The organism is Streptomyces fradiae, assembly GCF_041270065.1.
Lineage (GTDB): Bacteria > Actinomycetota > Actinomycetes > Streptomycetales > Streptomycetaceae > Streptomyces.
The window spans coordinates 6,081,969-6,103,356 of record NZ_CP065958.1 but is presented as its reverse complement, the minus strand read 5'-3'; the positions used below and the strand labels follow the sequence as shown (position 1 = coordinate 6,103,356).

The following is a 21,388-nucleotide window of genomic DNA, read 5'->3' as shown; positions in this document are numbered from 1 at the left end:
CCAGGAGGCCCCCGCACGGCCCGCACGGCCCACCGCGCACGGCCACTGGCGAGAAGAGAGTGACGATGACCGAGGCGACTCGGCGCACACCCGGTACGCCCTGTTGGGTGAGCCTGATGGTGCACGGACTTGACGCGACGCAGGAGTTCTACGCCGCGCTGTTCGACTGGGACTTCGTGCCGGGTCCGCAGCAGCTCGGCCCGTATGTGCGTGCGCTCCTGGACGGGCGGGAGGTGGCCGGGATCGGTCAGCTGCCCCCGGACCGGCATCTGCCGATCGCCTGGACTCCCTATCTGGCCACCGACGACGCCGACGAGACGGCGGAGACGATCCGCTGCTGCGGCGGCACGGTCGCGGTCGGCCCGCTGGACGCGGGCGAGGCCGGCCGGCTGGTGATCTGCGCGGACCCGGCGGGTGCCGTCTTCGGGGTCTGGCAGGCCGACGCCCACCACGGCACGGCGACGGCCGGACCGCCCGGGACGCCGGTGTGGAACGAGCTGCTGACCTACGAGACGGCCTCGGTCGGCAAGTTCTACGGCACGGTCTTCGACTACGACGTCGAGCCGGTGGTGTCCGCCGACTTCGACTATCTGACCCTCCACCTCGACGGACGCCCGGTCGCCTCGCTGCACGGGGTGGGCACGGCCCTGCCCCGCGACCGGGGCGCGCACTGGATGACGTACTTCGAGGTGGCCGACGTCGACGCGTCCGCCCGGCTGGTCGTGGACCTGGGCGGCCAGGTGGTCCGCCCGCCGCGCGAGGGCACGGCGGGGCGGCTGGTCCAGGTGACCGACCCGGAGGGCGCGGTGTTCACCCTCGTCCGCTCGGCCGACCGTAACGACCGCTAGGCCCGGACCTTCAGCTCCAGCTCCGCAAGGCGCTCGGCCGGGAAGTGGTGGGCCAGGGCCGGGTCCGTGCCGTGCGCGGCGAGATAGGCGGCCGTCTCCTCGCGCAGGCCGGGGTGCGCGGACGGGCGCATGCAGTAGCCGACGGCGCGGATGAGCGGGGCGAGGCTGTCGGGGGCGGCGCCCGGCACGGCGGGCGCGGCGCCGGCCGCCAGGTCGGGCACCAGGTGGTCGACGACCGTGAGCGGGACCCGGTTGCTGTTCTCGTACGGGGTGAGGCGGTCCAGGACCGTTCCGGTGCCGACCCGGGCGATCGGCACGCCGAAGTAGACGGCGGCCGTCAGCATCGCGGTCGAGAAACACCCGACGACGAGGTTTGGGCGGCATCGTTCGTAGAAGGTCTCGGCGAGCAGCGGGCCGTCCAGGACGGTGAGGTCGACGCCGGTGCGGGCGGCCTCCTCGCGCAGGGCGGTGGAGTAGCCGGCGGGGGCCGTCGGGTGCGGCTTGAAGACCACGGAGCGGTGGCCGGCCGCGGCGGCGCCGCGCAGCATCCGCACGTGCAGCTCCTCCTCTTCCTCGACGGTGAGGATGCCGAGGACGGCGAGGTACTGGCCGAGGAGCAGGGCGGTGGGGGCGGCGGCGGTCGCGGCGGCGAGGGCCGCGTTCTCCGCCGGGCTCTCCGAGGCCGTGGCGATCTCGCGCAGCACCGCGCGGAAGGCGTCGTCGGGGACGAGCTCGGCGCCGACGCCGTACTCCGTGAGGAGCAGCGGCCGCAGTCCGGGCACCAGGTCGAGGTGGAGCACCCGGCGGATCCGGCAGGCGATGGACTGGGGCAGTTCGTCGCGGGTGGGGCCGTAGCTCATCAGGCCGTCGGCGTAGACGTGCACGGAGCTCTCGGCGAACACCGCGGCGAGCGCCTTGGCCGGGTTGACCTGGATGGACTCGACGACCAGCTCGACGGGGGCGGTGCCGAGCTCCCAGGCGGTGCGAAGCACCCGCTGCCAGAGCGGGGCCTCCTCGGGGCGGGGCGCCCAGGAGCTGGGGTGGTGCGGGTGGACGGCCTCGTTCCAGTCGAGGACGCCGTCGAAGCGGGAGGCGACCTGCGCGTAGCCGGTCATCGTCTCCAGGCGGACGGCGGTCTCGGGGATCTCGGCGTTGTTCGAGACGAGCAGCAGGCGCCGGGCCGCGCCGGGTGCGCCGAAGCGGCCGGCGTCGATGGCGGCGGCGACGGTGGCGGCGCCGTAGAGGGTGGACACCTGGAAGATCTGGACGGGGTCGCGTTCCGTGGTCGGCATGCTCAGGCGGCCTTTCCGGTGTCGCGCAGGCTCTTCAGGAGATTGCTGCGGGGGGTGTCCATGGTCGCGAGGGTCTCGTCGAGGACCCGCTGCGGCATCCGGCGCAGGGCGTCGGTGACGTCGCGGCGCAGCCGCTTGCCGACGGCCGCCTCGTACCGGTCGGACTTCGCCATGTGGAAGGCGATCATCGCGCAGTAGGTGCGGACGGCCTTGGGCAGGAAGTGGTCGGCCTCGCGGTCCCGGCCGACCTCGTCGAGCAGCAGGTCGTAGGACGGGATGAAGTCCAGCTGCCGGTTGTCGGTGATCTGGGTGAGCGAGGTGGTGACGCCGCGGCGGTAGAAGCAGCCGTGCAGCGAGAGCGCGGCGTAGCTGGTGGCGGTGAGGTGGAGGCGCCAGATCCAGAGGCGGTCCTCGGCGGTGCGCAGCTTGGTCTCGAAGCGGCCGGTGCCGTTCTCGAAGAGGCGGGCGCTGTAGACGCCGAAGGGGACGAAGGGGTAGTCGACCATGGTGATCATGCTGGACGGGGCGATGCCGTCGCGCGGGTCCATGGCGGTGTCGCGGAGCTTCGCCGGGGCGTAGCGGATCTGCCGGTTCCGGCCGGTGGACAGGACGTGGTCGGTGCGCGCGAAGTCGACGCCGAGGCGGTGGATCCCGTCGACCATGGCGCGCAGGTGCCCGGGGGCGTACCAGTCGTCGCCGTCGAGGAAGGTGATGTAGTCGCCGGTGGCGGCGTCGATGCCGGTGTTGCGGGCCTGGGCGACGCCGAGGTTGGTCGCGTGGCGGATGACGGTGGCCTGCGGGATGCGGCTCTTCCAGCGGTCGAGGAGGTCCGGCGTCTCGTCGGTGGAGTGGTCGTCGATCAGCAGGAACTCGGTGTCGTCGTCCGCGTTGTCGGCGAGACTGCGCAGGGTGTCGGGGGCGTAGGGCCCCACATTGTGGAAGGGCACGACGACGGACAGTTTCGGCACTCGGACTCACCAACTCGCTGATCGGTACTGGTCGGGCAGGCTAGACAGGGGTCTTCTCCGTTGAACGAGCCGGATGTGCACGGGCGGTGAACTCTCGCCGTCGGGCGGGTTCACGGGTCCGGCGGCTGCGGTGGAGCCACGCGGTGAGGAGCAGCGCGAGGAGGGCCGCCGCGCCGGCCGCGCCGCCGGGCTTCACGCCGGGCGGGCGGAAGGAGCAGGTCACGGTGGTGGCCTTGCCGTCGAGGGGGACGGCGAGCAGGCCGAGGCGGCGGTGCGCGGGTTCCAGGGGCGCGTCGCCGGCGGCGCAGCGCCAGCCGGAGATCCGGGGGACGGCGAGCACGGCGGTGCCGGTGCTGCCGGCGGGCAGCTCGGCGGTGAGGGTGTGGCCGGTCGCGCGGACGGCGGTGGCGCCGGTGGCGGTGAGCTCGCGTACGGCGCTGTCGAGCCGGTGCCGTTCCAGGCAGCCGACCGGCCGGGCGGGCAGTTTGAGCCGGGGCTCGGCCTTCGGCTCGGGCGTCAGCTCGATCCGTACGGCGCCGGATGCGGGGACGGTGCCGAGCCGCTGCATGGGCGCGAGCACGGAGGGCAGCTTGCCGGCGAACTCCGCGGGCGGGGTCGTGGCCGGGCTGCCGGAGAGGGCTGCGGTGCCCTGGTACTCGGGGGCCCAGAGCCACACCTCGGAGCCGGCCGGGCAGTTCGCCGTGAGGGTGGCGCCGGTTCCGTCGGGGGTGCCGGTACGGCGCGGGTCGGCCGGGACCTCGTACACCGTGCTCCCGAGCATGCGCTCCTGGCGGGCGAAGGCGGTGTCGGCGGCCGAGCCGGGCGCGGGGGCCGGCGCGGGCGGGCCCGGGCGGACGGTGACGAGCGGCGGCACGGGACTTTCGGCGACCTCGATCCGGGCCTCCGGGAGCCGGTCGAGCTCCAGCGGGCCCTCGGGGGTGGAGCGCATCCGGGTGCCGATGGAGAAGATCGCGTCGGTGACCGGGTTGTCGAGGCTGACCGGGTGGCGGCCCTTGGCGTAGAAGCCGAAGCCGAGGGCGGCGAGCGTGCGGGAGTACGTGTCGGAGGTGAGGCTGCTGTAGTAGTCGGCGCCCTCGCCGCCGACCAGGAGGACGTCGTTGCCGCCCGGGACCTCGCCGGGGTCGGTGCGGTGCCGCGGCCAGGCGTCCTTCGCGGCGACGGCGGCGGCCATGCCGGTGTGCCAGGGGCCGATCCGGGGTGCCCAGGAGACCTTGCTCAGCTGCTGTTCCTCGATGCGCTTGCCGGTGACCAGGGTCTCCCCCGCCTGCGCGGCGAGCAGCAGGCCGACGGCGAGCACGGGCAGCAGCCGGCCGGCCGGGCGGGAGCGGGCGAGCAGCGCGGCGACGGCGGCGAGCGCGGCCAGGGCGAGGGCTCCGGCGGCGGCCGGATAGGTCCAGCGGTCGATGTCGACGCTGACCGCCGCGGCCCGGGCGAGGAAGGCGAGCGTGCCGGCGCCGCCGAGCAGGGCGAGCGGCCGGGGCAGGCCGCCGGCCACGGACAGCCAGGCCGCCATCAGCAACAGGCCGCACAGGACGAAGGTCTGACGGTACGGAATGCCGTTGGGCGAGGCGCCGGCGTGCCAGAGCAGATGGGTCGGCTCCCACTGCAGGGAGAGCGTGACCAGGACGATCGCGGTGACCCAGCCGGCCCGGACGCGGCCGGCGACGACACTGTTGAAGGGCAGGGTGAGGGCGAGCGCCAGGGCCGGGGTGCCGATGAAGAGCGCGGGCGAGGCGACGCTCGCCGTGGCCGGCAGGAAGCGGGCGAGGACGTCGGTCCAGGCGGCCGGGGCGAAGGGGGTCGGCGGGGTCGGGTCGGCGACCTTGGTGCCGAGGAAGACGACGAGGACGAGCGGGGCGGCGAGCCCGACGCCGATGGCGACGGTACGGGCGGCGCGCAGCAGCGCGGCGAGGCGGGGCCGGCGGACGGCCCCTTCGGAGCCGGTGTCGTCGGTGGTGAGCAGCCGGACCAGGAGGAAGACCGCGGCGCCGATGGTGGCCATGTACGCGGTGTAGAAGTTGGCGATCCAGGCGATGGCGACGACCAGCGGCCCGAGCACCGGCCGGCGGCGCTTCCGGGCCCACTCCCCCACCAGGCAGAGCAGCGGGAAGGCGACCAGGCCGTCGAGCCACATGGGCACGGTGGCGCCGTAGTTGAAGGTCCAGCCGGAGAGCGCGTACGCGGTGCCGAGGAGCGCGGCGACCGGCCACGGGCCGCGCCGCAGGGTGAGCAGCAGGGCCGCCATGGCCGCGCCCGCGGTGGCGATCTTGAGCGCGGTGATGACGTACAGGGCCAGTTCGGGGCGGTCGGCCGGGAAGACCACCACGAGCAGGTCGAAGGGGCTGCTGAGGTAGGTGCCGAGGTCGCCCAGGAAGTTGCTGCCGAAGCCCGAGGACCAGTTGAGGAACAGGTCGCCGTCGGCCTCGCCGAGGAGCAGTCGGCGCCAGTAGGAGTGGTACGGGAGGTACTGCTGGCCCAGGTCGACGATGTTGCGGGTCCGGGAGCCGAACGGGTGGCTCCCGGCGAGCCGCGAGGCCAGGCAGAACAGCACTCCGGTGAGGAGCGCCGCACCGGCCGCCGCCCGCAGCCGGGGCCGGGACGGACGGGTCGCGGTCTCGGCTGCGGCTGGCACACGTCCTCCTGGGCGGTCGGCGGCGCGGTGCGGCGCGACTCGGCTCGGCACGGCGGGCCGCTCGGCGCTGCCCGGCGCGTGGTCTGATCGTCGTAGAGACGCATTACCTCCGAGCCGTGCGACCGCCGCCCGATCGGGAGGAGGTCTGCGGGCGCACCGCAGGTGAACAGCCGGTGCCCCGGCCGCGCGCCGGTCACGGCGTCTACGATGCGGAACCGGACAGCGTGCCGGCCGGGCGGCCGGGGAGGAGGGGGGGGGACATCGTGAGCGACGCCGGACGGCTCGTCGTCATCGTCCTCTTCGAGGGCGTCGACCTGCTCGACGTCACCGGCCCGCCCGAGGTCTTCGCGCTGCTGCGGCGCGAGACGGACGACGCGACGGGGTACGAGGTGGTCCTCGCCGCCGAGTCGACGGCGCCCGTCACCACCTCGGCCGGGGTGCGCGTGCTGCCCGACCTGACCTTCGCGGAGGCGGCGGCCCGGAGCATCGACACCCTCCTGGTGCCCGGCTCGGTGGAGACGGACGGCGAGCGGCGGGTGCGGGCCCTGGTCAACCCCGTGGTGGTGTCCTGGGTGAAGACCCTGGCCGCGCGGACCCGCCGGGTCACCTCGGTCTGCGTCGGCGCGCACATCCTGGCCGCCGCCGGGCTCCTCGACGGCAAGCGGGCCACCACCCACTGGTCGACGGCGGGGCAGCTGGCCGCCGAGCACCCGGCGGTCGAGGTGGACGCCGACCCGATCTTCGTCCGGGACGGCGACGTGTGGACCGGCGCCGGCATCAGCTCGTGCCTGGACCTGTCGCTCGCGCTGGTCGCCGAGGACTTCGGCGAGCCGACGGCGCTGCGGGTGGCCCGGCAGCTGGTGATGTATCTGAAGCGGCCCAGCGGGCAGAGCCAGTTCAGCGTGCCGCTCGAACCGGTCTCCACCACCCGGCGGGTGGAGGACCTGCGGCACTACGTCACCCGCAACCTCGGCGGCCGGCTCACCCTCGCCGACCTGGCCGCGAGCGCGCACATCAGCGAGCGGCAGCTGACCCGGATCTTCAAGTCCGAGCTGGGCACCACCCCGAGCGCCTACATCGAGTCGGCGCGGGTCGAACGGGCCCGGCACCTGCTGGAGTCGACCGACGCGACCCTCGAACGGATCACCACGAGCTGCGGGTTCGGCACCACGGACACCCTGATCCGGGCCTTCCGCCGCCGGCTCGACACCACGCCGATGGAGTACCGGCGCCGCTTCCGGGCGGTGCCGGACCAGTGAACCCCCCGATGGTCAGAACACCTCCACCAGCCGCTTGACCAGGTCCGGCACCCGGCCCCCGCGGTCCTCCCGGGCCTCCATCGCCCGCAGCGCCGGAAGCACCAGGCGGGCGCCCGGCGTGCGCACCGGCTCCGGCGGGAACCAGCCGCCGGGGACCCGGGTGAAGGCGGAGCGCGACCACTCGTCGTCCGTGCCGAGGACGAGGGAGGCGAGCACCCTGGCCATCAGCCGCGAGGGGCCGACCCCGTCGCCGGAGTAGCCGGTGGCGTAGCAGACGCCGGGCACCGAGCTCAGCCACCCGGCGAAGGGCAGATGGGTCACCGAGTACTCGACGGGCGCGGTCCAGCGCATGTCGACGGGCGCGTCGGCGAGTTCGGGGAAGAGGCGGGCGAGGTGGGCCCGCAGTTCGGCGGGGCGCAGGGCGTCGCCCCACAGGGTGCTGGGGCCGAGGTCGCCGTACGCGACGCCGGAGCCGCCCTTGCCGAAGAGCAGCCGCCCGTCGGGGGTGGTGCGGTAGTAGTTCAGGCGCCGCCGGGAGTCGCAGACGGAGACCTCGCCGTCCCAGCCGAGGGCCTTGAGCCGGTCCGGTATCGGCCGGGTGAGGACGGTGTCGCTGGCGACGGTGACCATGCGGCGGCCGAGGTCTTCGAGCTGCCCGGCCCAGGCGTTGACGGCGAGCACCACCTTGTCGGCGTCCACGGCGCCGTACGGGGTGCGGGCGCGGACGGTGCCGCGCGGGGCGGGCCGCAGCGCGGTGAGCGGGGTGCGTTCGTGGATCCGTACGCCCGCGTCCAGGGCGACCCGGCGCAGCCCGCGGGTCAGCCGGGCGGGCTGGAGGGTGACGCAGCCGGGGTCGAGCACCGCTCCGTAGTGGTGGCGGGTGCCGACGGTCTCGCGGGCCTCGGCGGCGGTGATCCGGTGCAGCGGTTCGATCCCGGCCCGGTGCAGGTCGTCCAGGGTGTGCTGCCAGGCGCCGCGCTGGGCGGGCGAGGAGGCGGCCCACATCCAGGGGCCGCGGCGGTGCTCGATGTCGATGCCGTGGGTGTCGGCGAAGTCGAGGATCTCGTCGACGGCGGCGGCGGAGGCCTCGCCGATCCTGCGCGCCTCCTCGTGGCCCCCGATCGCGACCAGGCTGCTGAAGCGGGCCCACATGGGCATCAGGAAGCCGGCGTTGGCACCGGAGGCGCCGCCGCCGCACACGTCGGCCTCGATGAGCACGATGTCGGTGCCGGGAGCGCGGCGCAGGATCTCCAGGGCCGTCCAGAGTCCGGTGAAGCCGCCGCCGACCACGCACACGTCGCAGCGGATCTCGTCCGTGAGCGGTGGTGTGCGATCCACACCTGTGGTCGCCTCGGTCTCGGCGGCGAGGGCGTCGCGGAGCCAGGGGGTGCGGCGGGCGGGGGACGGGGTGTCGGGGTGGGGCCAGGTCGGGGACAGGCGCAGTTCGGCCACGGGGTGGGGACCTCCGGTCGGGGCAGGTGGGCGGTGTGCAGGCGGGCGAGGGACGGCGGCCCTAGTGGGCGCGGGCGGCGGCCCGCAGCAGGTCGATGCGCGAGCTCACTCCGTAGTGCTTGAACAGCTTGCGGAGGTGGTAGTTGACGGTGTGCGGCGACAGGGCGAGCCGGCTGGCGATCTGCTGGTTGGTCAGGCCCTCGGCGACCAGGGCCACCAGGGCGCGCTGCTGTCCGCTGGGTTCGCCGTGCCGGGCCGCCGGTGCCTGCGGGCTCTGGCGCTGGCCCCGGCGGGCGGGGCGGAGCGTCGCGGCCTCCTGCTCCAGGGCGAGCCGTACGGGGGCCGGTACGGACTCCGCGACGAGCCGGCGCAGCAGGGCGCTGTGGAAGGCGGCGCGGGTGCCGGTGTCGCGGACCACTCCGGTGGCGCGGACCTCCTCCAGGGTGGGCAGCAGGGCGGAGACGGAGGTGCGCAGCATCAGGGCCAGTTCGGCGTACACGACCTCGTCGCCCAGGACCGCGGCCACGCGGAGCAGTTGGCGGCAGGACGGCGAGTAGCGCTCCAGGGTGGCCCGTACGCGGGCGGAGAGGCGGGCCGGCAGGCGCTCGGTGAGGAGTTCGGCCTCGCCGCCGGTCAGCTCGACGCCGTCCTCCTCGCGGAGGCCGGTGAGCAGCTCGATGAGCAGCCGGGGGTGGCCTCCGGTGTCGTCGACGAGCGGCGTGAGGGAGCGGGCGGGCGGCGCGCCGAGCAGGTCGTGGGCGAGCCGGTGGGTGTCGGCGGGGGCCAGCGGTCCGAGGACGAGGCGTTCGGTGCGGACGGCCGGGTCGGCGAGCAGGGATCCGGGCAGCGCGGCGGTCTCGCCGGGCCGGTGGGCGATGAGCAGCACGCCGCGGCCCGGGCCGGGGCGGCCGCGGGGTGCGGGGACGCGGGCCCGGTGTGCGGGGCGGTCGGGGGTCCCGCAGGGGTCGTCGAGGATCACCAGATGGGGTCCGGCGGGCCGGGCGGCGGTGCGGGCGGCGGACAGGCGGTGGTGGCGCGCCTCCCGGCCGTGCGGGCGGCGCGGGGGCTGGTAGCCGAGCTGCCGGGCGAGGGCGGCCGCCTCGCTGAGCAGCCGGGTCTTGCCGATGCCCGGCATTCCCTCGAGGGTGAGTACGGCGGTGCCGCCGCGGCTGCCGTGCTCAAGCACCTCGCGGATGAGCGCCAGTTCGCGTTCCCGGCCGCGCAGCGGCGCCTCCGGGGCCAGGACGGTGTTCATGTGGCACCGCCGTAGCGGCGTACGACCACCGTCCGGAAACGTTCCGCCACGAAGGCGCCGTCGCTGTACACGGCGTTGCCCGCGGGGTTCATGCCGGTGCCGTGCAGATCGGAGTAGACGGCGGACTGCGAGATGTACCAGTCCCCCATCAGATTGGTGGAGAGCATCACGCCGGCCTCGGCGCAGGCGGCCGTCATCGCCTCCGTCACCTCCTCGGAGACGGAGTACAGGCCGACGGAGAGCGCGCCGCAGGTCTTCGTGGTCTCCGCGACGAGTTCGACGCCCGCCGCCGCGGAGTCCACGGCCACCGCGAGACAGACCGGTCCGAGCCGTTCGGCGAGCAGGGTCGCGCGGTCCGCGTCCCGGGCGGCGTCGAGCGTGACGACGACGGGGGTACGCACGACGGCGTCCGGGTACGCGGGATGCCGGACCGCCCGCGACGGCACGCCGACCGGGCCCAGGGCACCGGACATCGCCAGGTCCACCCGGGCCAGGACCTCGGGGCCGAGCAGCGCGCCCAGGACCTCGCAGGCCGCGCCGTCGTCGCCGAGCAGGGCGTCCAGGGCGGTGCCGAGGTCGGCGACCACCTCCTCGTACGCCTTGTGCCCCTCGTCGGTGGCGATGCCGCCGCGCGGGATCAGCAGGTTCTGCGGGCTGGTGCAGAGCTGGCCGCTGTAGAGGGAGACGGAGAAGGCGAGGTTGGCGAGCATGTCTCGGTAGTCGCCGGTGGACTCGACGAGCAGCGAGTTCACGGCCGAGAGGGCGGTGAAGACCCGGGCCTGGCGGGCGTGTTCGTGGAGCCAGTCGGCGAAGGCGGTCCGGCCCGAGTAGTCCACCAGGCGCACCTCGGGGGCGGTCGCGAGGCGCCGGGCGAGCCCTTCGCCGGGGTGCTCGGGGGCCAGACACACCAGGTTCGGGTCGAAGCCGGCCTCGGCGAGCACCTCCCGGGCGAGGCGGACGGTGAGCGCGAGCGGGAGGACGGCGGCGGGGTGCGGTTTGACCAGGACGGGGTTGCCGGTGGCGAGCGAGGCGAAGAGGCCGGGGTAGCCGTTCCAGGCGGGGAAGACGCTGTTGCCGACGACCAGGGAGATCCCGCGGGGCACGGCCGTGAACCGCTTGTGGATGTCGACGGTGCGGCCCGGGCCCTGCGGCTTGCGCCAGTGCGCGCTCGCGGGCAGCCGGGTCTGCTCGGCGTAGGCGTAGGCGACGGCCTCCAGGCCGCGGTCCTGGGCGTGGACGGCGCCGGCGTGTAAGGCCATGACGGGGTTGTGGCCGCTGGTGTGCTCGGCGGCGGCCGCGAATTCGGGGCTGCGGGCGTTGATCCGGTCCAGGATCTCCAGGCAGACGGCGGCCCGGACCTCGGGCCCGGCGTCCCGCCAGGCCGGAAGGGCGGCCGCCAGGGCGGGCAGCAGGACGGCGGGGTCGTGGTGGGCGTAGGAGATGCCGAGGTCGAAACCGTACGGGGAGCGCTCGCCGCCCCGCTCGGGCGCCGGGCCGACCGTGCCGTCGCGGCCGGGCTGGCCGAGCTCGAACGGCCGCCCCAGCAGGGCGCGTAAGGAGGCCTCGCCGTCGGCGGCGCCGCCGGGTCCGTAGACCCGGGTGTCCTCGGGGTAGGGCGACCAGTGCTCACGGGTGCGGACGGCGGTCAGGGCCCGGTCCAGGGTGGTCCGGTGCCGGGCGATCAGGCGCGCCGGGGCGGCGGCCGCGGTGGGGGAAGGGTGCGGAAGGGTGCGGGCCATGATCTTCATCCTTGTCGTACGGGGATCACCGGTTCCACAGCAAACTCGGTCAGTGCGCCGACTTGACGTATCGTTCACGCCCGCCGCGCCGGGCACCGCGGGCCGGCCGCGCGCCGGGGGGCGGGGCGAGGGTGCCGGAGCCCGTGAACGCGCGTGGTCGTGCGGGCCCTTGGCGGCCCGCCCGGCCTTCCCGGGGGACGAAAGCGGAACTGCCGTGACATGTCCGGGACATGGGGTTCCGGTCACGATCATGGCGTGATCCCTCTGGGAGGGCGGTCGGGCGGGCCCGTCGGCTGGCCGGTTTCCTACGGGCCTTTCGGCCCGGGCTGCGGGCCCGGGCCGAACCGAATTCCGCGGCCCTACTGCGTGATCGGGCGCAGATAGCGGTCGAGGGCCGCGTCGGGCAGGGCCCGGGCGAGCACGCTCACCGTGCGGGCGTCCGCGCCGACCCGGTAGCGGGACCGGGGCCGCCGGGCGGTGAGCGCCTGTCCGACGGTGCGCGCGAAGTCCTCGGGGCGGGTCCTGCTGTCCCTGGCCTGGCGCTCGTTGGCGTGCAGGAAGCGGTGGAACGGGATGCGGTAGAGCTCGGCGACCGGCTCGGGGACGCCGTCCATGGCGGCCCGGGCGGTCTCGGTGACCTTCCCCCAGATCGGGGTCATGATCGCCCCGGGCTGGACCACGCTCACGTCCACGCCGTGCGGCCGCAGTTCGCGCCGCAGCACATCGGTGAGGGCCTCCTTGGCGAACTGGGCCGAGGCATAGGCCCCCAGATACGGGATGGCCACGCTGCCGAGCCCCGAGGTCACGTTGACCACCCGGCCCCGGGCGCGTCGCAGCTGGGGCAGGAACGCCTGGGTGACGGCGAGCTGGCCGACCACGTTGATGTCCAGCTGGCGGCGGAGCTGTTCGGGCGCGACGCATTCGAGCGGCGCCGAGACGCAGATGCCCGCGTTGTTGACCAGTCCCCACAGACCGCCGTCGCCGACGGCCCCGGCGACCCGCTCGGCCGCCGCGGCGATGCTCTTCTCCTCGGTCACGTCGATACGGACCGGGGTGATCCTGCCGTACGCGGCGTCCTGGGCGAGCGCCTCGCCGTCGGCCTCCTGGCGCACGCCCGCGAACACCCGGAAGCCGGCGCGCTCCAGGACGAGCGCGCAGACCCGGCCCAGGCCGGAGGAGGCCCCGGTGACGAGCACGGACCTGCCGTGCGGGGTGAGGGCGCCGAATGTGCCTGACATGATCTTTCCTTTCCTACGGTCGTCCGGCGGCGGTCACACCGCTGCGGGGTGCAGGGGGAAGGTGAGGGACTCCTCCAGGGTGCGGACCAGCCTGCGGGCCGGCATGAACCGGAAGTAGGCGTCCCGGACGGGCCGGCGCACCGGGTCCTCCGACTGCTCGAAGGTGCTGATGCCGCGGGAGGCGGCCACCATGCCGCGGGTGCGCTCCCGGCGCTCGTCCTCGTAGCGGCGCAGGGCGCGCGGGAGGTCGGTGGCGCCCTTGAGGGCCCGGCCGAGCACGACGGCGTCCTCGATGGCCATGCCGGAGCCCTGGCCCAGGCTGGTGAGCATCGGGTGGGCGGCGTCGCCGAGCAGCGTGACCGGACCCCGGCCCCAGCGCTCCAGGAAGGCCCGGTCCCGGGAGGGCACCGCGATGATGTCCGCCTCGGGGGTGACCCGGACGGCCTCCTGGACCTCGTCCGCCCAGCCGGCGTAGGTGGCGAGGATCTCGTCCTTGCCGCCCCGCCAGTGCGCGGAGCGCTCGGCGGGCATGTTCTTCGTGCCCCACCAGTAGAGCCGGCCGCCACCCATGTCGACCATGCCGAAGCGCCGGCCGCTGCCCCAGTAGTGGGTGACCGAGCCCGGGGCGAACCTCGGGTGCGCGAACGGCACCACGGCCAGCCAGCAGAGGTACCCGCTGTCCTGGGAGTCCTCCGGGCCGACCAGCTGCCTGCGGACCACGGAGTGGAAGCCGTCGGCGCCGATCAGCACGTCGGCGTGGGCCTCGCGCCCGTCCTCGAAGCGCACCCGCACCCCGTCGGCGGGGTCCTCCCCGGTCTCGTAGCCGGTGGCGGTGGCACCGAGGGTGAGCGGAATGCCGTCGGCCGCTTCGAGCAGGGCGGCCTGGAGGTCGGGGCGGGTGATCAGCACGCTGGGCACGCCGAGCCGCCCGATGATCTCCGGGAAGGGGAACTCCCGGATCAGCCGGCCCCGCGCGGTCCTGACGTGGTACGACTCCAGGGCCGTGCCCCGCTTCTCCAGGTCGATGCCCACGCCGAGGGAGTCCAGGGCGCCGACGGCGTTGCTCATCACCGAGAGACCGGAACCGGCGGCGCGCAGCTCGCCGGCCCGCTCGTACACCTCGACGTCCAGGCCCGCCTCGCGCAGGGCGACGGCGGCGGTGAGACCGCCGATGCCCGCGCCGAGGACGATCGCCTTCCGTGGCGTGCCGCTGCCGCTTCGCCCCATGGTGCCGTCCGTCTCTTTCTCTGTACTCATTCGATGGGTGGTGTGAGGGGTGGTCATGTCACTCGCCGATCAGCTCGACGACGGTCCTGACCATGTGGCCGACGTGCGGTTCCTCCATGATCGTGAGGTGGTCGCCGGGGACGTCGACCACGTCGAGGACGCCGCTGGTGCGCTCGCGCCAGCCGTTCGTGGGGTCCTTGTGCATGCTCTCGATGGCGGTGTGCATCGAGTTGAGGACCTCCGGCAGCGGCTCCGAGGCGTGGATGAGGACCATGTCCTGGTCCACCACCTCGGGGCGGTAGGCGAAGGCCGCCTTCCAGTTCGCCTCGTACACCTGGAACAGGCGCCGGACGACCGCCCCGGTGCTGCCGGCCGGCAGCACGCCCTCGTCGATGGCCAGCTGGGCGATGAAGTCGAACTTCTCCTCCAGCGTGCCCAGTTCGGCCGGGATCAGCTCCAGCGGGGAGTCCCCGCCGCGGCGCAGCCAGAGCAGCTCCCAGAAGAACCAGCCGAGCAGCGCCTCGTCGCCGGTGTTCAGCCGCCGCCCGGGGTTGAGCGCGGTGGTGTCGAGCAGCACCAGACGGGCGATCTTCTCCCCCGCCGCGCGCAGTTGGCGGGCCATCTCGAAGGCGACGAAGCCGCCGAAGGACCAGCCGCCGATCACGTACGGGCCGCTGGGCTGCACCCGGCGGATCGCCTCGACATAGCCGGCGGCGATCTCCTCCACGCTGCGCAGCGCCTCGGTGCCCGGGTCGGCGCCGGCCGCCTGGAGCGCGTAGAAGGGCTGGTCGTCCGGGAGGTGCTTGGCGAAGCGCACGTAGCAGAGCACGTTGCCGCCCATGGGGTGCACGAAGAACATCGGGCGCCGGTCGCCGTCGGTGCGGATGGGCACCAGCGGGTCGAAGGCGGTCCTGGCCTCGCCGGAGCGCAGCCGGGCCGCGAGGGCCGCCGCCGTGGGCGCCGCGACGAAGTCCGAGAGCGGGATGCTGGTGCCGTACCGCTGCTCGATCTGCACGACCAGGCGCATCGCGGTGAGCGAGGTGCCGCCGAGGTCGAAGATGTTCTGGTGCGGGCCCACCGCCGGCAGCTGGAGGAGGTCGGCGAGCATCGCGGTCAGCGTCCGCTCGTACGCGTCGAGCGGCTCGGCCTCGTCGGCCGCCGTGTCGGCGGTCAGCGGCGTCCGGCGCAGCGCGGCGTCGTCCCGTTTGCCGCTCGGGGTGAGCGGGAGGGCGGGCAGCCACTCGAAGTGCGAGGGCGTCATGTAGTCGGGCAGTACGGTACGCAGCTGCTTGCGCAGCAGGACCAGGTCGGCGCCGTCGCGGTCGCCGGTCAGGAAGGCGGCCAGGAAGGAGTCGTTGCCCTCGCGCCGGCGGGCGACGACGGCGACCTCCTGGATGCCGGGGTGTCCGGCGGCGAAGCGGCCGACGGCCAGCTCGACCTCGGCCGGCTCCACCCGGTAGCCGCGCACCTTGACCTGGGAGTCGGCCCGGCCCAGGCACACGATGTCGCCGCCGGGCAGCCGCATGCCCAGGTCGCCGCTGCGGTAGAGGCGTTCGCCGGTGACGGGGTGGACGGTGAACCGCTCGGCGGTCAGGTCGGCCCGGCCCACGTACCCCTCGGCGAGGCAGTCGCCGGCCAGATACAGCTCGCCCTTGACGCCGGCCGGCACCGGACGCCCCCGCCCGTCCAGGACGTGCACCCGGGACCGGTCGACGGGGCGGCCGATGGGCGGAAGGGCCGGGAAGCGGGCCGGGTCGCCCTGCATGGTGTACGCGGTGATCACATGGGACTCGGTGGGCCCGTACTGGTTCTCCAGGATCACCCCGGGCAGTGCCGCGCACAGGCGCCGGATCTCGTCGGTGACGCGCAGCTGTTCGCCGGAGGAGAGCAGGGCCTTCAGACCGCGCGGCGCCAGGTCGAGCGCGGCGGCGGCCTCGGCGAGCTGCTGGAGCGCGACGTACGGGAGGTACAGGCGCTCGACGCCCTCGCGGTCGAGGAGGCGGAGCAGCGCGGGCATGTCCCGGCGCTCGTCCTCGGAGAGGAGGTGGAGGGTTCCGCCGCCGCAGAGCGTCGAGAAGATCTCCTGGAAGGAGACGTCGAAGCTGAGGGGCGCGTACTGGGCGGTGGTGCCGCCGACGACACCGCTCGGCACGGAGTTCTGCCAGGCCACGAGGTTCGCGAGCGAGCGGTGCGGCATGGCGACGCCCTTGGGGGCGCCGGTGGAGCCGGAGGTGAAGAGGATGTACGCGATGTCGGCGGGCGCGATGGCGGGGTCGGCCGTGGCCGTGGCCGTGGCCTCGACCTCGGCGTCGGTCTCGGTGAACAGCTCCTCGGCGGAGAGCACCGGGGCCAGTTCGCCGAGCGCGCCGACGTGTTCGGCTCCGGCGACGATCCGGAAGGGCCGGGCCTGGCTCACCATCGAGGTCAGGCGTTCGACCGGGTAGCTGACGTCGAGGGGCACGGTCGTGGCCCCGGCGCGCATGACGCCCAGGATGACGGCGACGGTCTCCGGCGAGCGGGGCAGGGCGATGCCCACCCGGTCGCCGGGCCGGGCGCCGAGGGCGAGCAGCCGGGCAGCCACCCGGTCGGCGGCGGCGCCGAGTTCGGCGTACGTCCAGCGGCGCGGCCCCTGGACGAGCGCGACCGCGTCCGGGGTCAGCCGGGTCCGCTCGGCGACGGTGCGGGCCACGTCCTGGAAGGGGGCGCCGGCTTCGGGGGCGTCGGCTGCCTGGGCGGCGCCCTCGGTCTCGTACGGCTCCGGGCTCAGGAAGCCCAGGTCCGCGGGCTCGTCGGGGTGCCGCACGACGCGGTCGAGCACGGCCGTGAACGTGTCGGCGTACAGCTCCGCCTGGGCCGGGGTGAAGGTCTGGCCGTGGAAGTCCATGCGCAGCCGCACGGTCCCCTCGACCGGGTCGGTCATGGCGTTGACGAGCAGCTGGAAGTTGGTCTCCTCCCAGGTCCGGAAGTCGAGCATGCGCACGCCGGGCAGTTCGAGGACGGCGGCGAGCTGCCGGAAGTGGATGTAGTTGAAGGCGGTCTCCAGGACGGTCGCGCCGCGGTCCTCCTGGATGGCGCTGAGCGGGTAGCGGCGGTGCTCGTGGCTGAGCCGCTCCTGCTCGAAGGCCGCGCGGACCACGCCCGCCCAGTCGGCGGCGGCCCCGGTGTCGAGGCGTACGGGCATGGTGTTGAGGAAGAGGCCGGCGGTGCGGTCGGCGTCCTCGATCTCGGGGCGGCCGTGGGTGACCAGACCGGTGGTGACATCGGGCTGGCCGGAGTAGAGGCGCAGGGTGAGGCAGTGCGCCGCGAACAGCACCGACTTCAGCGGCAGACCCCGCTCGGCACCGAAGTCCCGTGCCTGGTCGGTGAGTTCCCTGGGCAGGTCGACGAGCCGGGTGAGCTGCTCGGCGTCGCGCGGGGTCTCGTGCGGGCGGAAGGCCTCCAGCTGCGGCAGCGGGGCGTCGGCAAGGCGCTCCTGCCAGAAGCGCCGGGTGTCCGCCGACTCCAGGGCCCGGCGCTCGGCGAGCACATGGTGGGCGCCGGAGGGCAGGGCGGTATCGGGGACGGCCGCGATGGGGTGGCCGAGGCGGTGCAGATAGTCCTGGAGGAGTTCGCGCAGGAGGGTGGCGACGCTGCCGCCGTCGAGGATCGCGTGGTGGAAGCTGAGCACCAGCTCGACCGTGTCGTCCAGGACGTGCGCCCGGAAGAGGTAGAGCGGGGCGCGCTCGAACACGTAACGGTGGAAGCGGCGTTCCTCGACATGGGCGGCGATCTCCGCCCGGGCCTCGGACTCGGGGCGGCCGCGCAGGTCCGAGACCTCCAGGCCGCCGTCGACTTCATGGTCCACGATCTGCAGCGGCTCGGAGAAGGCGCCGAGGTCGAAGGAGGAGCGCAGCACCGGGTGGCGGGCGACGAGTCGGTCGAAGGCCTCCCGGAAGCGGTCCTCGTCCCAGTCGAGGACCAGGCTGTACTGGAAGACGTCGTGGTAGACGGCCGAACGCTCCTCGGCCCGGCTGTGGTAGAGCAGCCCGAGCTGGAGGCGGGTGAGCGGATGGGCGTCGGCGCGGCCTTCGAGGCGGGCCCGGTCCACCTGGGAGACGAGCGCGAAGGGCGCGAGTTCGGCGCGGGGCGCGGCGGGGGCGCCGGTGGTCGCGCGGGCGGCCAGCTGGGCCACGGTGGGGTGGTTCATGAGGTCGGTCGGCGAGAAGCGGATGCCGGCCTTCTCGGCCTGCGCCTGGATGCGGAGCAGGGTGATGGAGTCGCCGCCGAGGGCGTAGTAGTCGTCGTGGACGCCGATCCGGCCGGGCGGGGTCTCCAGGACCTCGGACCAGATGCGGAGCAGCGTCTCCTCGGTGGCGTTCCGGGGCGGCTCGGCGGCACCACCTGCGTTCCCGTGGCCTTCGGAAGCGGAGCCGGTGACCGGGGCGGGCAGGGCGCGGCGGTCGGCCTTGCCGTTGGGCGTGAGGGGTATTCGGTCGATCGGCACGAAGTACGACGGGATCATGAACTCGGGTAACTGGGCGGCGAGTTCGGCGCGCAGCCAGGACGGGTCGAGGGCCTCGTCGGCGACGTGGTAGGCGACGAGCACGGTGCCGCGGGCCGCCGTGTCGCGGTCGACGACGAGGGCGTCGCGGATCCCGGGGAGGGAGGCGAGACGGTTCTGCACCTCGCCCAGTTCGACGCGGTTGCCGCGGATCTTGACCTGGCCGTCGATCCGGCCCAGGTACTCGATGCCGCCGTCGGCGAGCCGGCGGGCGAGGTCGCCGGTGTGGTAGATCCGGCGCTCCGGGGTGAAGGGCTCCTCCCCCGTGGTGTGACGTGCGGGGAAGGGGTCCTCGGTGAACTTCTCGGCCGTGAGCTCCGGCCGGTCGAGGTAGCCGCGGGCCACCCCGACGCCGCCGATGCACAGCTCGCCGGGCAGGCCGGGGGGCTGGAGGCCGCCGTGCGCGTCGACCACGTACAGGACGGTGTTGTCGATGGGCAGGCCGATGGGCACCCGGCGGACCGGCTCGTCCGGCGCGGACGGGCAGTCGTGGTACGACACGTCGACCGTCGCCTCGGTGGGCCCGTACAGGTTGACCAGGCGCGGGGCGCCGGGACCGGCATCGGTAGCGGTACCCGCGCCGAACACCCGGTTGAACTGCTCGACGCGCGCCGCCGGCAGGGCCTCCCCGCTGCAGAACACCGTGCGCAGCGAGCCGGCCCGGGCGCGGAGCTCCGGCGAGACCTCCAGGAGGTCGAGGAAGGGGCCGAGCATCGAGGGCACGAAGTGCAGCACGGTCACTCCGCGGTCCTCGATGGTCGCGAGGATCTGCCGCGGGTCGCGCTGGCCGCCGACCGGCAGCAGGGCCAGGCCCGCGCCCTCGATCGCCCACCAGAACAGCTCCCAGACGGAGACGTCGAAGGAGATCGGCGTCTTCTGGAGCAGCACGTCGTCCGCGCCGACCGGATAGGCCCGCTGCATCCAGGCCAGCCGGTTGACGACCGAGTGGTGCTCGACCATGACGCCCTTGGGCCGCCCGGTGGAGCCGGAGGTGTAGATGACGTACGCGAGGTCGCGCGGGCCGGCGTGCGGCGGGAGCGGTCCGTCGGGTCCGGTGAGCAGTTCCGCCACGGTCAGCGGCGGCTTGCCGGCCGCCGCCCCGTGCAGGGTGGTGCCGGAATCGGGGTCGGAATCGGGGTCGGGGTCGACGAGGACGGCGGCGGCCCGGCTGTCCTCCAGGAGCAGCCCGATCCGCTCGGCCGGGTAGCCGGGGTCGACGGGCACGTAGGCGCCGCCCGCCTTCAGGACGCCGAGCAGTGCGACGAGCAGCCGGGGCGAGCGCTCCATCAGGACGGCGACCCGGTCGCCGGTGTCGACGCCGTGCGCGCGCAGCCCGCGGGCCACCTGGTTGGAGCGGGCGTCGAGTTCGGCGTACGTCAGGGTGTGGGCGCCGTCCGCGCTGGTGACGGCGGTGCGGTCCGGGGTACGGGCGGCCTGCGCGGCGATCAGCGCGTGCAGGGTGGTGTCGTCGGCGTACGGGACGCGCGGGCCCCGGGAGTCGTGGACGAGGTCGGCGTACCCGGCCTCGCTCAGCAGCGGCAGGGTGACGGCCGGCTGTTCGGGCCGCTCGACACCGGCGCGGATCAGGGTGAGCAGCTGGTAGGCGACGGCGGTGATGGGCAGGTCCTCGTCGAAGACGTCGAGCGCGTAGTCGAGGTCGAGCCGCAGGTCGGCGTCGTCGTCGAAGGCGTGGATCATCACGGACAGCGCGTCCTGGGCGTGCACGGGTGCCTGGACGGTGGTCTCGGCCGTGACGCCGGGCAGGGCCACGGGGCGCGGGAAGCGCAGATAGGACAGGGTGACGTCGAAGAGGCGGCGGGATCCGGCGCCGGTGGCCGGGAGTTCGCGCAGCACGTCGCCGAGCGCGAGCCGCTCATGGCGGCGCAGGGTGTCGGTGCCGGTGCGGATCCGGGCGGCCAGCTCCGGCAGGCTCGCCCCGGCGTCGACGGCCACACGGACCGGGAGGCTGTTGGCGACCTGGCCGACGACGGCCTTCTCGGCCTCGGACGGGCGGTTGAGGAACGGCACGCCGAGCACGGCCTCGTCGGCGCGGTGCGCCCGGGCGAGGTAGGCGGCGAAGGCGGCGGCGACGAAGGCGAAGGGCGAGCTGCCGAGGGCGCGGATCCGGCGGACCAGGGCGGCGTCCACGGTGACGCTGTGCCGGCCGCGGAGCACGGGCGCCTCGCCGGCGGCGACGGTACGGGTGAAGAGCGCGGGCGCGACCCCGGCGAGGGCCTCACGGTGGTGGGCGCGGTCCTCCTCGTGGGCGGCGGAGGCGCGGTAGGCGGCCTCGGCGTCGAGGAGCGTCGCGACAGAAGGGGTGGGGGTCCCGGCACCGGCAGGCTCCGCGCCGGTCGTACGGCGGAGGTACTCGTCGTGGACCTGGCGCAGCACGAGGTTCAGCGCCCAGGCGTCCGCGATCAAGTGGTGCACGTTCAGGAGGAGATGGACCACGCGCTCGCTCTCGCGCAGCACGGCGGCCGTGAACATCCGCGAACGGCGCAGCGCGAAGGGGCGGTTGAAGGAGTCCCGGCGGCGGGCGGCGCAGGCCGCGGCGGGGGCCGGCGCGTCGGAGTGGTCGGCGTACTCCACCCAGGGGGCGGTGTCCTCGGTCGCGAGCCACTGGAAGGGGACGCCGGCGGTGTCGTCGAAGCGCAGCGAGAAGGCGTCGTTGGCCCGGAGGACGTGCTCCAGGGAGGCGCACAGGACATCGGTGTCCAGCTCCCCGTCCAGCCGTTCGTGGAGGAGGACGTTGAACTGAGGGTCGGCGGCGGTGGCGGATTCGGCAGCCCAGATATCGCGCTGATAGGCGGACAGCGGGAGCTGACGTGAAGTGAGCATCGGCCTTCCTTCGATAATTCAGGCTCAGGGGATTTCGTTGCCCGATGCTCGTGAGCCTACGTTTCACGTGATCCGA

The 21,388-nt window shown here is 74.3% G+C and carries 11 protein-coding genes; 2 read left to right on the top strand and 9 right to left on the bottom strand.

Annotated elements, in window-relative coordinates; genetic code table 11:
- Nucleotides 1-65 precede the first annotated feature (65 nt).
- A complete protein-coding gene (locus tag JAO84_RS27830; RefSeq protein ID WP_370415275.1) occupies nt 66-848 on the top strand; it encodes a VOC family protein in 783 nt (260 codons plus the stop codon).
- Here the strand turns inward: JAO84_RS27830 and JAO84_RS27825 are convergent.
- Genes JAO84_RS27825 through JAO84_RS27815 form a run of 3 tightly spaced genes read right to left on the bottom strand, consistent with a single transcriptional unit; the run spans nt 845 to nt 5,761 of the window.
- Nucleotides 845-2,140, bottom strand: coding sequence for a polysialyltransferase family glycosyltransferase (locus JAO84_RS27825; RefSeq protein ID WP_370415274.1), 1,296 nt, complete (start codon nt 2,138-2,140; stop codon nt 845-847). The two genes, JAO84_RS27830 and JAO84_RS27825, sit on opposite strands and share 4 nt — an antisense overlap.
- A 2-nt stretch (nt 2,141-2,142) precedes the next feature.
- Entirely contained in the window at nt 2,143-3,108 is a 966-nt protein-coding gene (locus JAO84_RS27820; protein ID WP_370415273.1) for a glycosyltransferase family 2 protein, read from the bottom strand.
- 40 nt (nt 3,109-3,148) lie between these two features.
- On the bottom strand, nt 3,149-5,761 hold the full coding sequence (locus JAO84_RS27815; protein WP_370415272.1) for a YfhO family protein: 2,613 nt from the start codon (nt 5,759-5,761) through the stop codon (nt 3,149-3,151).
- A 263-nt stretch (nt 5,762-6,024) separates the two neighbouring features.
- On the opposite strand from JAO84_RS27815, the gene JAO84_RS27810 reads away from it, so the two are divergent.
- Nucleotides 6,025-7,020: a GlxA family transcriptional regulator gene (locus JAO84_RS27810; protein WP_370415271.1), complete on the top strand. Its 996-nt coding sequence runs from the start codon at nt 6,025-6,027 to the stop codon at nt 7,018-7,020.
- Between the two features lie 12 nt (nt 7,021-7,032).
- On the opposite strand, the gene JAO84_RS27805 is transcribed toward JAO84_RS27810, so the two are convergent.
- The 6 genes from JAO84_RS27805 to JAO84_RS27780 all read right to left on the bottom strand — a co-directional run bounded on the left by JAO84_RS27805 (nt 7,033) and on the right by JAO84_RS27780 (nt 21,312).
- Nucleotides 7,033-8,472, bottom strand: coding sequence for an NAD(P)/FAD-dependent oxidoreductase (locus JAO84_RS27805; RefSeq protein WP_370415270.1), 1,440 nt, complete (start codon nt 8,470-8,472; stop codon nt 7,033-7,035).
- Nucleotides 8,473-8,533: 61 nt separating this feature from the next.
- Complete coding sequence (locus JAO84_RS27800) at nt 8,534-9,727, bottom strand: LuxR C-terminal-related transcriptional regulator (protein WP_370415269.1); 1,194 nt, start codon at nt 9,725-9,727, stop codon at nt 8,534-8,536.
- Entirely contained in the window at nt 9,724-11,466 is a 1,743-nt protein-coding gene (gene paaN / locus JAO84_RS27795; RefSeq protein WP_370415268.1) for a phenylacetic acid degradation protein PaaN, read from the bottom strand. Before paaN ends, JAO84_RS27800 begins: the two co-directional genes overlap by 4 nt.
- A gap of 359 nt (nt 11,467-11,825) precedes the next feature.
- Entirely contained in the window at nt 11,826-12,704 is an 879-nt protein-coding gene (locus JAO84_RS27790; RefSeq protein ID WP_370415267.1) for an SDR family oxidoreductase, read from the bottom strand.
- A 33-nt stretch (nt 12,705-12,737) separates the two neighbouring features.
- The gene (locus JAO84_RS27785) at nt 12,738-13,961 is read right to left on the bottom strand and encodes an FAD-dependent monooxygenase (RefSeq protein ID WP_370415266.1); all 1,224 of its coding nucleotides are present in this window, start codon (nt 13,959-13,961) and stop codon (nt 12,738-12,740) included.
- Nucleotides 13,962-13,989: 28 nt separating this feature from the next.
- Nucleotides 13,990-21,312: an amino acid adenylation domain-containing protein gene (locus JAO84_RS27780; RefSeq protein ID WP_370415265.1), complete on the bottom strand. Its 7,323-nt coding sequence runs from the start codon at nt 21,310-21,312 to the stop codon at nt 13,990-13,992.
- Between the last annotated feature and the right edge of the window lie 76 nt (nt 21,313-21,388).